Origin of the sequence: Ectobacillus panaciterrae DSM 19096, assembly GCF_000430785.1 — a bacterium.
Classification (GTDB): domain Bacteria; phylum Bacillota; class Bacilli; order Bacillales; family Bacillaceae_G; genus Ectobacillus; species Ectobacillus panaciterrae.
Window position 1 is genome coordinate 39,508 of record NZ_AUMR01000014.1, and the last position, 15,286, is coordinate 54,793.

Below are 15,286 nucleotides of genomic sequence, written 5' to 3' on the forward strand. Positions count from 1 at the left end.
AGGAGGTAGAAGGATGAGTCTAGAGGCATTTCTGCACAATCTGCATTTTGACATTGATAAGGTAAGTCCGACGGATTGGGAAGTGGATTGGAAAGATGCACCGCTTGCGTATAAGCTCTACCGCGGCTTGCCCGTGGTTCCGTTGTCTCTGGAAGTACCGCTGACGCTTGAAGGACGGGAAGTATACGCAAAGCCCGACCTTCGCGGAATCGGTCATTTTCTCTGGTATGTATTCGGCCTTACTCAATTTTGCCAGTCAGTCTTTCCCTCGGATTCCACAGAACAAGCGGCGGATCTAATGCAGTCGTATCGGCGGTTTGTTCCTTCCGGCGGGGCGTTGTATCCAAATGAATTGTACGTGTATCTGAAGGTGGAGGATTTGCCTGTCGGGGTGTACCATTATGATGTGGCGCATCACCGTTTGGTGTTGTTGCGAGAAGGAAATTTCGATTCATATATAGCCCGGGCTCTTGGCAACCGCTGTGACGTATCTGCTTGTTTTGGCACTGTTTTTGTGTCGACAATGTTTTGGAAAAACTTCTTTAAATACAATAACTTTGCCTACCGTCTGCAAGGGTTGGACGCTGGTGTACTGATTGGACAGTTACTGGAAGTAGCGAAACGGTTTGGCTTTGCATCGGGGGTGTACTTTCAATTTCTCGATCGGGCCACCAACCATCTGCTTGGGCTATCCGAACAGGAGGAGAGTGTGTATGCAGTTATCCCGCTATCGGTGGAACCTACAATCTGGTTTACTAACGGGAGTGACATAGACGGTGTCTCTGCTGCCGAATTGTGCCGAGAGTTGCCAGAAATTCAGCATAATCATTATGTTCGGTCACGGAGGGTCATAGAGTGTCCGATGTTAACTAAGGTGAATGAAGCATCCATGCTGGAATCAACGCAATCGTTTCGGCAGATCAAGGCGAAGGAGAGTATGAATTGTGACGATCAAGCGGTAGCTCTGCCTCACGTGAAGCGATTGTCGTATGATCTGGCATCGGCTTGCCGAAAGCGATATTCACCGGACATGGATTTCGTTTTGGGGAAGGTAAGTCAACTGCAACTGGCCACTCTGCTGCAGGAGGCGACGGACTCCTTCTTGTATCGAAATGATTTGGACGGAGCACATAAGAAGCAGGAGCCCCGTGTCTCACTGTATGGCTGTTTATATAATGTTGAAGGCATTCCAGATGGTGCTTATCACTATGACAGCGCTGCTCATATGTTACGACAGGTACATCCCGGAGATCATCGGCTCCCGTTGCAATATGGAATGTCTCTAGATAATGTGAATTTGTTCCAAGTGCCGCTCTGCCTGCACGTGGCAGGGGATAAGGATCACTTCCAAACGACACTGGGGTACAGAGGATATCGCATCCAGCAAATGGAAGCGGGTATGCTCGTGCAACGATTATTGTTAGCAGCGTCAGCCATCGAGATGGGGGGGCACCCGCTCCTCGGGTTTGATGCGAACTTGTGTGATGAGATTTACAAGATGGATCCACAAGGAAAAACGAGCCTAATCCAAATTCCGATCGGCCCCTATCGACATCGTCCTTGGCTGAGGGGAAGTTTGCATAGCTAAGTATGAGAAGAATGAAAGCTTTGGTTCTGTTGCGAAAGCATGTAGAGAATGTGGCGTTGTTCAAAATAAAATAATAGCATTCTAAAGAAACATCTAAGGCATTTTAGTTTTAGATGTTTTTTTTCGTAAAAAATGCAATGATAAAGCATAGATGTAGTAAGGAGAGCGGAAAAATGCTACGTATACAATGTACAAAAAAGCTGGCTGAAGAATTGAAAATAGATTTACATAAAGAATCTTTATCAAGCAGTAATCATCTTTTTTCTTTGCAATTGAACTAAAAATCACACAACAAGTTTTTGACATTTACGTTATTCGCACATAAAGGCGTTCTAATTAGATTAGAACGCCTTTATGGGTTGTGCTATTGCCCCATGCTAGCTGCTAATGTTGTTATTCTTATATTTTTTCATAAACCGGCGGCCAATAAATACACCGGCAGTTACGATTATACCTAAAATGAAAAGCACCGGAGAGTTTCCAATGAGAAATACAGTTACATCTTTCACGAAATTTGAAACGGCCGTAAGATTCTTCTTGAATGTGTGAGAAATCCGCTCCCCGGTCGTTTTCGGCTGAGTAGTATCAGTAATAGATGCAACCTCCGCAAGCGTCAGATGCACAGTACTGTAGTCTACAAGCGAGTCGTATTTTTTAAGAGTAGTCGTCAAGCGTTCAATTTCATAGCGTACGGAGGAAAGCTCTTTTTCAAGTTCTACGATGTCTTTCAGTGTTCCGGTCTGTTTAAGCAATTCAAGCAGTCTCTGTTCTTGCACCTTCAGCGAGGTGACTCTGGCTTCCGTGTCGAAATATTGATCTGTGACATCATTTGTGGCAATGTTTTTGGAGAGGACATTTCCGACGCTTCCGACTTCATTTAGATAAGTATCCAACGTACCAGATGGAATTCTGATGGTGTACGATGCGTGTCTTGCAGGTGCTTTATTTGCTTCGCTTACCGATGTACCTGTTATGCTGTTTGATTCTATGTAACCGTCGAATTGCTTAATGAATGCTTCCAGCTTCTTAATGGATTCGTTAAAATTCGTTGTTTCTACTGATAGCTCTACATTTTTGATGAGCTTTCTGTTAGTTACAGGCGCTTTTGCATCCGTGTTTCCCTCTTTATTACTGGCATCAGACGTTTCTTTTTTCATCTCTGAAGCCACACCGCCTGTGCCTTTCTCTTGATTTATACCCTTGCTTGGTGCAATATCACTCGTGCTTTTGCTGTCCATATTAGAATTTCCGCAGCCTGCGAACAATGCAAGTACAATTGCCAGGATTACGAATAACTTAAATAACTTAAAGCTGGATCGTTGTGCTTTCATGTTTCCCTCCCTATGCTCTTTTATAGCTTGATTTTTTTGTTTGAAAATTACGAAAACATAATTTAATTTTATATAATATTACAAATTTTAACAATATTTAATTGGAATTTATTCCTTGTGGAAAATAATGTTTCTTTTTGGAAGGACATAGAAGCTGCTGTTTGTAAAAGTTATAATAGAATGTAAAGGGGAAATTTTAAAGAAAGAGGTTTTTAATTTGTCAGGACTAGTTGGTCGTATAAATAATTTCATAAAAGGATTAAGTCAGTCAGATATTCAATCGAATGAACATACAAAGAGTCCTGTGGAAGACTTCAAAAAGAAATCAAGTTTGTTTTATGATGAGCAGAAAATTATATTAGATAAATTTCAATATATTAAGACACCGTCATTCATACTGGAATATAGAAATAGACATCTACAAAAAAAGCAAAGTCAAAATGATGCATACGTTACTTTGACAAATGAAAAACTTTATGAAGATTCATTAAAGTATAGAGAAAAATCAGGAACTCCATGTGAGTATGTGGAGCTAAAGTCTTACTATACGACGTTTACTCACCTGGATAATCCGCAGCTTCAGTATTATTTTTATTGGAGAGATTCGTTTTTAAATGGAATAATATTAGATGCTTCGTTAAGCTATCGTTTTTTATTTGTTTATGAGTTGCTGAACTATTCATTTAATCCTAATTCTGCGTTTAATATTAGTGCATTGGTAAGACTATTGGATGCCTACAAAGAAAGAGAAGAATACAGCTTTTATAGGTATATGAATATTTGGATTTCAGATATGTTATTGGAGATAGGGGAAGAACGATTAGCAAATGATTACTTTAATCCAGGGAAAGTGCATTATGAAGATCGTCTATATCAGAAGTTCAAACAGAATGAGGAGTCACTAGCCGCTTTGACTTATTCTGACTGGAAACCTTACATGGACATAAGAAAACCAACGCCATTTTATGAAACGCATAGGATGAAAATTAATAAGGCATTCCGTGAGAGTATTCCCATATTACAAAGGTTATTAGTTGAACAAAGCGGTTTATTAGAAAATTGTTGGTTTGATAAAAGGAAAGATGAGCGCAGGCGATATGTATTTCAAGGGGCAGTATTGGGAAGAGAGAGCAACAGAGACTCTTATTCATATTTAATTGATGCTGTTTATGTAAAAGGGCAACTTCGCGAAGATATTACGCAGCTGCATCGTTTAGCTGAAAATGTGATGAGGGAAGTGTTAGGGGAAAAACGCATGATACAAGCAGCAGAGGAACAATTTCCGGCAGGATTAAAAGAAGAAATGCTTCGTTTGAAAATAGAGGAGCAAGAGGCTAAAGCGAGCAAAAAGAAAAAAACAACATCACGCTTTGTCACGGTAAAAGGAGGAGAAAAGACCGAAGGAGGCGTGATTCCGCAGCCTCTAAAGGAAGAACCCCCTATAGTGAATTTTGTACCTCTAGAGTTTAATGATGACAAAATTAAAATGTTATCCAAAGAGAACGATGAACTGCAGCGATTATTCCAACAGTATGAGGCGGAAGCAGAAAAAGAGCCGAAGGAAAGTATAGCAGATGTATCTGCAGAATCAGAGGAACAAAAGATAGAACAAGCTAAGTCAAAAGTTCCCGACGTACTTTCTGTATTATCTGTTCAGAGCGGAGAAGCAGAAGAAGATGTACAAGCATTAATAGATGAACTTAATGAAAAGCAAAAACAATTTCTTCAATTATTTCAAGAAGGTGAACTTGATCGAAAAGCTGGAGTCGATTTTATAAAATTGCAAAAATCTATGCCTAGTGTGTTTCTCGATGCTTTAAATGAAAAAGCAGAGGAGATACTAGGGGATATTCTTATAGAGCAAGACGGCGATACGTACGTAATTAATGAAGACTTTATAAATATATTGGAGTACGTGTAGTAGAGGGAGGAAATATGAAAATTCGTAAAAAGGATTCAACTGCTATTTTAAATTCTTTAGGCGGAGGAGTTGTGCCTAGCAGAGGGCTGCAATACATTATGGTAGGGCGTGCCGAAGAATCTCGCCAAACCTTGCAAGAACTTCAAAGTGTAAAAGACGGGGCTTCCTATATTAAGTTTTTTATTGGACCGTTTGGAGCGGGAAAAAGCTTTATTCAAGCACTTATTAAACAAATAGCCTTTAATGAGAAGTTTGTTGTAGCAAGTGCTGACTTTACCCCTGAACGAAGATTATATGACGGAGGAAACGGCAAAGCGCTTGCTGTTTATACAGAGTTAATGAAAAATGCCGCCATTTCAACTATGCCTGAAGGAAATGCCTTACCTACTATTTTAGAAAAGTGGATTAACGAAGTGCAAATGAAAGTGGCAGAAGAAAAAAGCTACGGAGACGTCTCATTTGATAACCCGCAATTCATACAAGATGTAGAAACAGAAATTACAAAGCAAGTGTCTAAGATGGATGAATTAACAGGGGGCTTTGATTTTGCCCGAGTGTTATCACTTTACTATAAAGGATTTGCAGAAGACAACCAAGAAATGCAGCGTTCAGCCTTACGTTGGCTGCGCGGAGAGTATTCGACAAAGACTGAAGCGAGACAAGATTTAGGCGTGCGCACTATTATAGATGACAATAATTATTATGAGTATATTAAAGTGTTTTCACAATTTGTAAAGCAGATTGGATACGCGGGGTTTGTCGTGAATTTTGATGAAGCAATTAATTTATATAAAATCAATCATCCGGGTACAAGAGAAAAGAACTACGAAACCATTTTAAAAATCTTCAATGATACGTTGCAAGGAACTGTTGAAGGACTTTATATTACATTTGGCGGTACACCTGAATTTTTAGAAGATGAACGAAAAGGGCTGTACAGTTATGGGGCATTAAAGAGACGTTTACTGCCAAATGAATTTGAAACGTTAGAACAAAGGGATTTGAGTCAGCCTGTTGTGAAGCTTGTACCTCTTAAACATGAGGAAACTCTAGTGTTATTAGAGAAAATAACACAAGTTCATGCTGCTCATTACGAATATGAACCGACAGTATCAATCGATGAAATGAAGAGGTTTATTCAAAAAGAGTATTCTATGCCGGGGGCGCACGAGCATTTGACGCCTGGTGATATCGTGAAGAAATATCTGAGTGCGCTAAATATTATCCAGCAAAATCCTGATTTTGATAAAACAACGATCTTTGGAGCGGTGCAGGAAGAACCGAAAGCCAATTCGGCAGTTATGGGGCGATTTAGCTCTACGAAAGGGTGAAATGAATGAGCAGTTTCTCATTGCTGTCTCCCAACATACAAAAGAAGATTTGGGAAATGCGTTGGGAGCGATTTACACCGATCCAAGACAATGCAATCCCTATTATCTCAAATACAACGAAAGATGTTGTGATTTCTTCAGGAACTGCCTCTGGTAAAACAGAGGCAGCATTTTTGCCTATTCTATCTGCTATTGAGGAAAGCGGACAAAAAGCGTTAAAAGTTATTTATATTTCACCACTCAAAGCTTTAATTAATAATCAGTTTGAACGAATTGAAAAGCTTTCTTCTTATTGTCATTTGGCTATTCATAAATGGCATGGGGATGTTGGACAAAACAAAAAGAAAAAGTTTATTGAAAATCCTACCGGAATTTTGCAAATTACTCCAGAATCCATCGAGAGTTTGTTTATCAATCGAACTACATATCTTTCAAAGATATTTGGAGAAGTAGAGTTCATAGTCATAGATGAAATTCATGCTTTTTTGGATAACGAACGCGGGGTACAACTCCGTTCCTTATTATCAAGAATGCAGCCCTATTGTCATAAGCGTCCTCGTATCATTGGCTTGTCTGCAACTATTGACAATTTCGACTTTGTAAAACAGTGGATATGTCCAGATGATCCGGAGCAAGTAGAGATTATTCAAGCTAACGGTTATGAAAAAGAAACACGATATTATTTGATGCATTTTGATACGGAAAAGAACGCTCAATTACCACTTGAACTGTATGAAGATATGAGAGACTTGACAAAGGAGAATAGCTCCATTATTTTTTGTAATTCTCGTTCGTTAGTAGAGGAAGCGACTGTTATGTTGAATCGCCTTGCGGAAAAAGACGGACTAGGAGAGACCTATTATCCTCACCATTCCTCTATTGATAAAAAAGAACGTGAATATGTAGAGAAAATGATGCAAGAAACAACAGTCCCAAAAGGTGTAGTGGCTACTTCATCATTAGAGCTGGGAATTGACATTGGCAATGTAGATTTAGTTGTTCAACTAGACAGTACATACAGTGTCTCATCCTTAAAGCAACGATTAGGACGTTCCGGACGAAGTACAGGATCGCCTCATATGTTGCAATTGTATTCAACTACAGCCCCAAGTTTGTTGAGTTCATTGGCAGTTATGGAATTGGTTTTAGAGGGCTGGGTAGAGCCTGCAAAAGGTTATGCATTACCCTATGACATCTTGTTCCATCAAGTTCTCTCTTTGCTGCAAGAGTACAACGGAATTAAGCGTGAAGAGCTGCTGGAATTGTTAGGGGAAAATGCTGTATTTCGTAAACTTCCAAAAGAAAAGATGGAGCTTCTTTTGGCGCATATGCATGAAGCAGATATGATTGAACGTATTCAAGGAAGCGGAGAATATATTGTAGGAATAGAGGGGGAACGAGTTCTCCGAAGCAAAGAATTTTATGCAGTTTTCATGACTCCGGAAGAATATGAAGTTGTCAGCTCGAACCGGAAAATCGGAACCCTTCATAAAGGCATTGATATTTCTGAAGGAGATCATATTATTCTGGCCGGACGGCTGTGGAGGATTTTGCAAATTGATAATAAACGCAATAAAGTTTATGTAGAAAAAACAGTTGGAGCAAAGCCGCCTAGATTTTTAGGGGAAGGCGGGGAAATTCATCCGCGAATTCGAGAAAAAATGATGGAAATACTTTGCTCTGATGAAGAGTTTCCGTACTTGGATGGAAAAGCACAAGAAATCTTGGAAGACATGCGGACCATTTACCGTATAAAGCACATCCAACCAAAGCAAAGGATTATTAAAAAACAAAGAGAAGACCAAGTTTTTTATACCTTCACAGGTACAATTATCGTTGGGACACTATGGAGAATGCTGCAAGTACTTGGTGTAAAAGCAAAAATAGGAAATTTGGATACACTCACGCTTCCTTCTGAATACAATTTATTACAGGTTTTAAAAACAATACAGGAAAAAGATTGGGACGTTCAAGAGCTGTTAGCTGCGACTCCTGCTGAGCAAATGTTTTTTTCAAAGTTTTCTCCCTATCTTCCGCAAGAGTTAATTGCTGATATGCATATTGCTCATCAGCTTGATATTGAAGAGACAATAAGATACTTAAAGCGATATGAATTTGTCGTGCTTGGGGAATAAATATTTCTATATACAAGTGAATAAAAAAACCGTCTTTTATAGTGGGGAGAGATTAAAAGACGTGCAGAAGCGGTCAAACCTTTGGTTCATGCAAGGGTAAACCAGAGAGAAGAAGCATGCAATACTCCCTTTTGGTTGCACATCGCACATGGACATGTCGAAATTATCATTCACTCATATATATAGAGGGCTGTCTAATATGCAAAGCCCTCTCTTAAATTTTTAGGCTCTTTTCACAAAGATTGTTGCTAGTAGACGAATCAGGCATATGCATGATTTCATGCAACGTTGTAATCTGGGCGGGAAGGAAGCGGAAGAATCCTGTCTTATCTCGTATACAATTCTGTATATCATACGAAGACGGCAAGCAACCAGAATCCTTACCACATCTGGTTTCTTGATAGATATGACCTTCCGATAACTTCGATTATGTAAACTAGAATATGAAACGAAAAGGAGAAACATCAAATGAGCAAGCCTAAACATATTCTGTCTGCTGCTGTAGTTGTTTTAAATAAGGAAAATGAGATATTACTCTTAAAAAGCCCAAAGCGTGATTGGGAGATTCCAGGTGGTCGAGTTGAAAAAAGAGAATCCATTAGAAGCGGTGCAATTAGAGAAACGAAAGAAGAAACAGGCATTGATATTGAGATTATAAAATACTGTGGAGCATATCAAAATGTTCAACGATCTATCTGTTCTCATTTATTCTTAGGCAAACCTATAGGAGGTACTTTTACAACAAGTGAAGAGAGCCTTGAAATAGGCTATTTTCCTATTGAAAAAGCTTTAGAAATGGTGAAATGGAGTAACTACAGGGACCGGATTCTAGATTGTTTAAATAATGAAAAACATCCATTTCTAATTGAGTTTTAACTAACTACCGATAACCTGCGTTATATGAACTATATACAACTGAATAAAAAAACCGTCTTTTTGTAGTAAGGAAAGAGCATCCAGCGGAGCATAGAAGCGGTCAAACCCTTTTCCTGTCCCGTACAAGGGTAAACCAGAGAGAGGAAGCGAGTGCAGGCTGCCTTTTGTTCTGTATAGCAGCGGTTCATATGTCGAAATTATAAATCATATATATAACTAAAAAAACGATATAAAAACTTTGCTTTTAGGGGGGAGAGATCATCCGACTAAGCGTAGAGGCGGTCAAACCCTTTTCGTGACCCATGCAGGGAGAGAGGGAGCGAGCACAGTTTCCCTTTCGTTCTACGTGGCAAACGATAGATATGTCGGAATAACAAAGTGGACTTATATATATTTTACTTAGAATATCTAGAGTAGTAGGAGATCCTTATGAAAGCCGATTTACAGCTTATTTATTTAATTGAAGAACTAGCAGCAAACGCTTGGCCTGCTTACATCCAGCAAACACTTGGACAGTGGAGACTACGAGCGACCTTTGGAATAACAGAAAGAGCAAACAGTGTGTATACAGTGGGTAATATTCCTAATAACGATAACTGGTTACAAATCGTGGAAGAGTTTTATCAAAGTCGCTCTATTCATCCTTGCTTCTACGTCAGCGATGCATCCCCCTCAGATTTAGACGGTATATTAGAAGGAAAAGGGTACAAGAAATTAGATGAATGCTTTATGATGACTGCGGAATGTGCTGAAATTATGGATCGTGTAGAACGAAACAACCGATTCACAACTAAATTTATTTTAGAAGCGGATGACGCTTGGATTCATGAGTTTATTCTTTTGGGAGGTTTTACTTTAGAACGACATCACGCATATTCTTGTATTTTTTCAGCTATTCCATTCCCAAAGGCTTTTGCACGTATATATGAAAATGGAGAAACAATTGGACTTGGTACAGTAGTAGTAGAGAACGGGTGGGCGTGTATCAGCAATATCGTAGTTCATCCTGCTCATCAACGAAAGGGTGTGGCAGCTCAGCTTATCCGGCATCTCACTGAGTGGGCTCAAAAGAAGGGTGCAAATGGTATGTATCTACAGGTTATTAAGAACAACATTCCAGCTGTAACATTATATAATAAACTTGGTTTTGTTCCCATATCCCGGCACCATTATCGGACGCTGCAAACATTCTAATTTTATATACAAGTGAATAAAAAAACCGTCTTTTTATAGTGAGGAGAGAGCATCCGGCGACGTGCAGAAGCGGTCAAACCTTTGGTTCATGCAAGGGTAAACCGGAGAGAAGAAGCATGCAATACTCCCTTTTGTTTGCACATAGCACATGGAAATGTCGAATTTATAATTCACTCATATATAGTTGAACTACCGATAATGCAAATTATGTGAATTGAAAACGTCTTACTTCAAAAAAGAGGGTATAACATCAATAAGCGACCTTGTAATTTCCATATTAGGATACACAAGGTCGCTTACACTATTTCTTCTTCTTGATTTATCACTATTTCGTACTTTAATCCTTTCACTATATTTTTATTTTGATATAATATTATTAGTTTAATTATCTCCCTCCCTAATTAAGGACGTCTTGCTTTAAAAAATAAAAGCCAAGAGAACTTCCTTAGAAAATATATGATATTATTAATACCCAGCGTATGTATAACACGCCTTCGCCTTTCACTATTTCATCGGTAACACCTTCTTTTTAATTTAGTAGGATTATCATACTAGAAAAGTTACCCGTTGTAAATACTAAAAATTATAAATTTTTAGAAAATATAAAAAATATAAAGATGCCATTGAGCATGCAAAGCCAATGATAGGGATCACTATCATACTTAATATAATTGTGGTTTTGATCTGGATATATTGGTGTCTATACGGGAAGTTCGTTGCAATTCCAATTAAGAATACTCTTATTTGATTAATATCGCCGTGTAAATAGTTTAGGGTATTCGATTACTAGTCCATTGCAATTTGATCTTCTTTATGAGTAACTTGCAAAAATTCACAACCATAGTTCTCCATATTCTCCCACACAGCTATACAAGATCCCATAGAATATCCCTCCTTTTCGTAGATTGCTCATCTATTTTATATTAAGTTATTATAAAATTACCAAAAATGATGTTTATTTCTTTTTCATATGTGAAAATGAAGAGTATTCACTATGATGCAAAGGGGAGATAGAAATGAACGAGCAGATTGCAATGCTTTTAAAACAAGTAGATGAACGAAAAGAAGAGTTAATAGAACTAGCAAAAACGTTAATCCGATTTGAAACACCTGCTCCGCCGGCTCGAAATACAAGTGACATTCAGGCGTTCATAGCAGATTTTCTGCAGAAGCATGAATTTACAATTGACCAATGGGATGTGTATCCTGGAGATCCAAACGTTGTGGGAATACGAAAAGGAACGGAATCAGAAGAATACAAAAGCTTAATTGTGAATGGTCATGTGGATGTGGCAGCGATAGCCGAGGATGAGCAGTGGCAAACAGGTCCGTTCGAACCAGTGGTAGAGGATGGATTCTTAATAGGACGAGGTGCTGCAGACATGAAAGGCGGTATCGCTGGCGCATTGTTTGCGATTCAATTATTGCAAGAGGCAGGAATCCGTTTGCCTGGTGACCTGATTTTTCAATCTGTAATTGGCGAGGAAGTAGGCGAGGCAGGAACGTTGCAATGCTGTAAGCGCGGCTATCATGCTGATTTTGCAGTCGTCGTCGATACGAGTAATTTACATATTCAAGGGCAGGGCGGAGTGATTACAGGCTGGATTACGGTGAAGAGTCCACAAACGTTTCATGATGCGACAAGACGTCAAATGATTCATGCGGGCGGCCGGTTGTTCGGAGCAAACGCAATCGAAAAGATGATGAAAATTATTCAAGGGCTGCAGGAGCTGGAAAGACATTGGGCTGTTATGAAAACATATGAAGGCTATCCGCCGGGGATGACGACCATTAATCCCGCTGTCATTGAAGGAGGGCGTCATGCAGCCTTTATAGCAGATGAATGCCGTCTTTGGATTACTGTGCATTTTTATCCGAATGAAACGCATCAGCAGGTCGCACAAGAGATAGAGAGTTTCATTATGCGAATTGCTGAATCGGATCCATGGTTACGTGAACATCCTCCACAATTTCAATGGGGCGGGGAATCGATGATTGTAGACCGCGGTGAAATCTTTCCGTCTTTGGAGATAGATACGGATCATCCGGCTGTACGCAGGTTGGCTTCTATCCATGAAACGGTGCTGCAACGTGAGACAATCATTGATATGTCGCCAACTGTGACCGATGGAGGCTGGTTTAGTGAATTTCAAATTCCTGCCGTCATATACGGACCGGGCACGTTAGAAGAGGCACATTCCATTAATGAGAAAGTAGATGTAGAGCAGCTTGTTCAATTCACGCAGGTTCTTCTTTCCTTTATCTATGAGTGGTGTCATACGGAGAAACAGGAACTCTACTGAAATTTTTCTCAGTAGAGTTCCTGTTGTATCTGGGTGTAATGAATGTATAGAAATAAAATTCTATTTAAATAGCGGCAATTTCTTTCGCGAGAGCGTCCTCGACGGATACATAAGTGTAGTCAAGGTCTTTTGCGACTGCTTCGTATGTGATTTCGCCGTTCGCCGTGTTTACGCCAAGCTTCAGTGCTCCGTTTTCAGAGATTGCTTTGTATACGCCTTTGTTGGCGATTTGCAATGCGTATGGAACTGTTACGTTTGTTAAAGCGATTGTGGATGTTCTTGGAACCGCGCCTGGCATGTTTGCAACGGAGTAGTGAAGAACGCCGTGTTTTTCGAATGTCGGGTTGTCATGTGTCGTTACATGATCGCAAGTTTCCACAACACCGCCTTGGTCGATCGCTACGTCCACGATAACAGAACCCGGCTTCATGGATTTTACCATTTCTTCTGTAACAAGCTTAGGAGCTTTTGCGCCAGGAATTAATACAGCACTGATCAAAAGATCTGCTTCTTTCACAGCTTCTGCGATGTTGAACGGGTTGGACATCAATGTTTTGATTTGAGTGCCGAAAATATCGTCCAATTGACGCAGACGGTCTGCACTCAAGTCGATGATTGTTACGTCAGCGCCGATGCCGATCGCCATTTTTGCAGCGTTTGTTCCTACGATGCCGCCGCCGATGATGGTTACTTTACCGCGGCTTACGCCAGGAACGCCTGCAAGAAGAATACCCTGACCGCCGTTCGGTTTTTGCAGGAATTGCGCGCCAATTTGTACCGCCATGCGTCCTGCAACTTCGCTCATCGGCGTAAGAAGAGGAAGCGTACGGTTTACTTCTACAGTTTCATAGGCGATAGCAGTAACGCCTTTATCTTTAAGAGCTTGAGCCAAGGAAGGCTCAGCAGCCAAATGTAAATAAGTAAATAGGATTAAGCCCGGACGGAAGTAATCATATTCGCTGGAGAGGGGCTCTTTCACCTTCATGATCATTTCTGATTGCGCCCATACATCAGCAGCGCTTTCTGTCATTTCGGCACCTGCATTCGCATAATCTTCATCCCTGAAACCGCTTCCAATTCCGGCGCTTTTTTCCACCAATACTTTATGACCGGCCTTTACGAATGAAATGACCCCTGCTGGAGTAAGCGCAACACGATTTTCGTTATTTTTAATTTCCTTTGGTACCCCGATAATCATTAGAATTTCTCCCCCTTAGTAACTTTTGAGCTATCTTGCTGTAATCCAAGTATAGAGCGTTCAAAATGCTTTTTCATCGTTGAGAAAGGAGAAAAATGCGGCGTCCTTTTGTGGAATTCCACAAAAGGACACTGCTACATGAATTTCTGGAGCTTTATATCCAAGTACAGAATCATTTTTTGATTCGGGTCTTTTAAGTTTATTTCGCTGATTTCACATATACGTTTTAATCTGTAGCTCAGTGTATTTGTATGAATGTTCAATGCTTTAGCGGCATCATTCACATTGTTGTCTTTATTTAGAAATACTTCCAGTGTTTCCACAAGATTACTGTTATGCTTTTTATCATATTCATGCAGCTTTTTCAATGCCTGATTTTCGTATTCCTCATGTTTTCTTTGTTCTAGCAGAATGTCAATGAGTTGATAAATTCCCATGTTTTGATAGCTATGAATGTTTGCAGTTTCAGAAGGGAACTTTTCTTTAATGGACAAGACTCTCAATGTTTCTTTATATGCTTTCGCAATTTTTTGGTAGTCTTTATAGATGCTGCTGAATGCTGGCCTGATTGCTGCGATGCCGAACCGCTTTTCCATATTGTGTACAAATGCCTCAACAAAGCGATTAATTTCATGAAACGGCTGTTCAATATGATCTAATGAGGTAAGCAGAATAAGCTGATTGCAGTCGATGGTGTAAAGCATTACCTTTAAATGTTGGCTTGTTTGCAAGAGATATGAAATTTGTTTTTCTTCCTCAGTTGTAATGTCATCCTGAAATTGAAACGCAGAGATAGTAAAAGAAGAGGCAGGAGTAATATGAAATGCATGAAGGTTTTCAATAATTTCCTCATTTACTTTCATATGCCCCGTTAATAGTTTCCAGAAAAACTCTTGTGAGCGCTCTTCCTTTTTATTTTTACGTGTTTGCAGTTGCAATAGCTTGCTTTTTACAGATTCTGCCGCTGCTTTTAGCAAAGTGCAATCTTGCTCTGTCAAAGCTTTATCAATCTCGAGAGCCCAAATAAAGCCTAGAACATCGTCTTTATTCCAGATAGAAACAGCTACTCGGTCACCAAGCCCAACATCGTCTATACTCTTCACACGAATGGGCTCATTATTTTTTAAAAGTGCGGGGATAATCCCTTCTTTCCATAAACTAGTAATTACTTTTTCAGGTACGCGGCGTCCGATAATTGTTGCGATTCTTGCGGGGTCTGTTCGCTCATCATGTGTGCTGTACGCAAGGAGACGGTGATTTGCATCCTCAATTGTAATAGAACATTGTAGAATTTCACTAATTACATCAGCAAATTCTTCTAAGCTATCGAAAGCAGTTTTAAACGGATTGTTATTCATATATTTCAAGATTCATTCACCCTCGTATAAGTATATTTTACTTGTTAGGAA

At 39.7% G+C, this 15,286-nt stretch carries 10 protein-coding genes; 7 read left to right on the forward strand and 3 right to left on the reverse strand.

Annotation, left to right across the window (positions count from 1 at the left end; all coding sequences use genetic code 11):
• Window positions 1-13 precede the first annotated feature (13 nt).
• Complete coding sequence (locus tag H540_RS0105720; RefSeq protein ID WP_028399817.1) at window positions 14-1,588, forward strand: SagB family peptide dehydrogenase; 1,575 nt, start codon at window positions 14-16, stop codon at window positions 1,586-1,588.
• A 377-nt stretch (window positions 1,589-1,965) separates the two neighbouring features.
• Here H540_RS0105720 and H540_RS29055 read toward each other — a convergent pair whose 3' ends face one another.
• A complete protein-coding gene (locus H540_RS29055) occupies window positions 1,966-2,919 on the reverse strand; it encodes a DUF4349 domain-containing protein (RefSeq protein WP_028399818.1) in 954 nt (317 codons plus the stop codon).
• A 217-nt stretch (window positions 2,920-3,136) separates the two neighbouring features.
• On the opposite strand from H540_RS29055, the gene H540_RS0105735 reads away from it, so the two are divergent.
• The 6 genes from H540_RS0105735 (at window position 3,137) to H540_RS0105765 (ending at window position 12,679) form a co-directional block, all read left to right on the forward strand.
• Window positions 3,137-4,840 (forward strand): TerB N-terminal domain-containing protein, encoded by a 1,704-nt coding sequence (locus H540_RS0105735; RefSeq protein WP_028399819.1) that lies wholly within the window; start codon window positions 3,137-3,139, stop codon window positions 4,838-4,840.
• Between the two features lie 14 nt (window positions 4,841-4,854).
• Window positions 4,855-6,171 (forward strand): ATP-binding protein, encoded by a 1,317-nt coding sequence (locus H540_RS0105740; RefSeq protein ID WP_028399820.1) that lies wholly within the window; start codon window positions 4,855-4,857, stop codon window positions 6,169-6,171.
• A 5-nt stretch (window positions 6,172-6,176) separates the two neighbouring features.
• Window positions 6,177-8,306, forward strand: coding sequence for a DEAD/DEAH box helicase (locus tag H540_RS0105745; RefSeq protein WP_028399821.1), 2,130 nt, complete (start codon window positions 6,177-6,179; stop codon window positions 8,304-8,306).
• A gap of 468 nt (window positions 8,307-8,774) precedes the next feature.
• The gene (locus H540_RS0105750) at window positions 8,775-9,182 is read left to right on the forward strand and encodes an NUDIX hydrolase (RefSeq protein WP_028399822.1); all 408 of its coding nucleotides are present in this window, start codon (window positions 8,775-8,777) and stop codon (window positions 9,180-9,182) included.
• A 429-nt stretch (window positions 9,183-9,611) separates the two neighbouring features.
• Complete coding sequence (locus H540_RS0105755; RefSeq protein ID WP_028399823.1) at window positions 9,612-10,376, forward strand: GNAT family N-acetyltransferase; 765 nt, start codon at window positions 9,612-9,614, stop codon at window positions 10,374-10,376.
• 1,016 nt (window positions 10,377-11,392) lie between these two features.
• Entirely contained in the window at window positions 11,393-12,679 is a 1,287-nt protein-coding gene (locus H540_RS0105765) for an acetylornithine deacetylase (protein WP_028399824.1), read from the forward strand.
• A 64-nt stretch (window positions 12,680-12,743) separates the two neighbouring features.
• On the opposite strand, the gene ald is transcribed toward H540_RS0105765, so the two are convergent.
• Window positions 12,744-13,877, reverse strand: coding sequence for an alanine dehydrogenase (ald, locus tag H540_RS0105770; protein ID WP_028399825.1), 1,134 nt, complete (start codon window positions 13,875-13,877; stop codon window positions 12,744-12,746).
• A gap of 134 nt (window positions 13,878-14,011) precedes the next feature.
• Entirely contained in the window at window positions 14,012-15,235 is a 1,224-nt protein-coding gene (locus H540_RS0105775) for a PucR family transcriptional regulator (protein ID WP_028399826.1), read from the reverse strand.
• Window positions 15,236-15,286: the final 51 nt, after the last annotated feature.

Coding starts and splice junctions, on each gene's coding strand:
- H540_RS0105720 (WP_028399817.1), top strand. CDS start 14: ATGAGTCTAGAGGCATTTCTGCACAATCTGCATTTTGACATTGATAAG.
- H540_RS0105755 (WP_028399823.1), top strand. CDS start 9,612: ATGAAAGCCGATTTACAGCTTATTTATTTAATTGAAGAACTAGCAGCA.
- H540_RS0105740 (WP_028399820.1), top strand. CDS start 4,855: ATGAAAATTCGTAAAAAGGATTCAACTGCTATTTTAAATTCTTTAGGC.
- ald (WP_028399825.1), bottom strand. CDS start 13,877: ATGATTATCGGGGTACCAAAGGAAATTAAAAATAACGAAAATCGTGTT.
- H540_RS0105775 (WP_028399826.1), bottom strand. CDS start 15,235: ATGAATAACAATCCGTTTAAAACTGCTTTCGATAGCTTAGAAGAATTT.
- H540_RS0105745 (WP_028399821.1), top strand. CDS start 6,177: ATGAGCAGTTTCTCATTGCTGTCTCCCAACATACAAAAGAAGATTTGG.
- H540_RS0105750 (WP_028399822.1), top strand. CDS start 8,775: ATGAGCAAGCCTAAACATATTCTGTCTGCTGCTGTAGTTGTTTTAAAT.
- H540_RS0105765 (WP_028399824.1), top strand. CDS start 11,393: ATGAACGAGCAGATTGCAATGCTTTTAAAACAAGTAGATGAACGAAAA.
- H540_RS29055 (WP_028399818.1), bottom strand. CDS start 2,919: ATGAAAGCACAACGATCCAGCTTTAAGTTATTTAAGTTATTCGTAATC.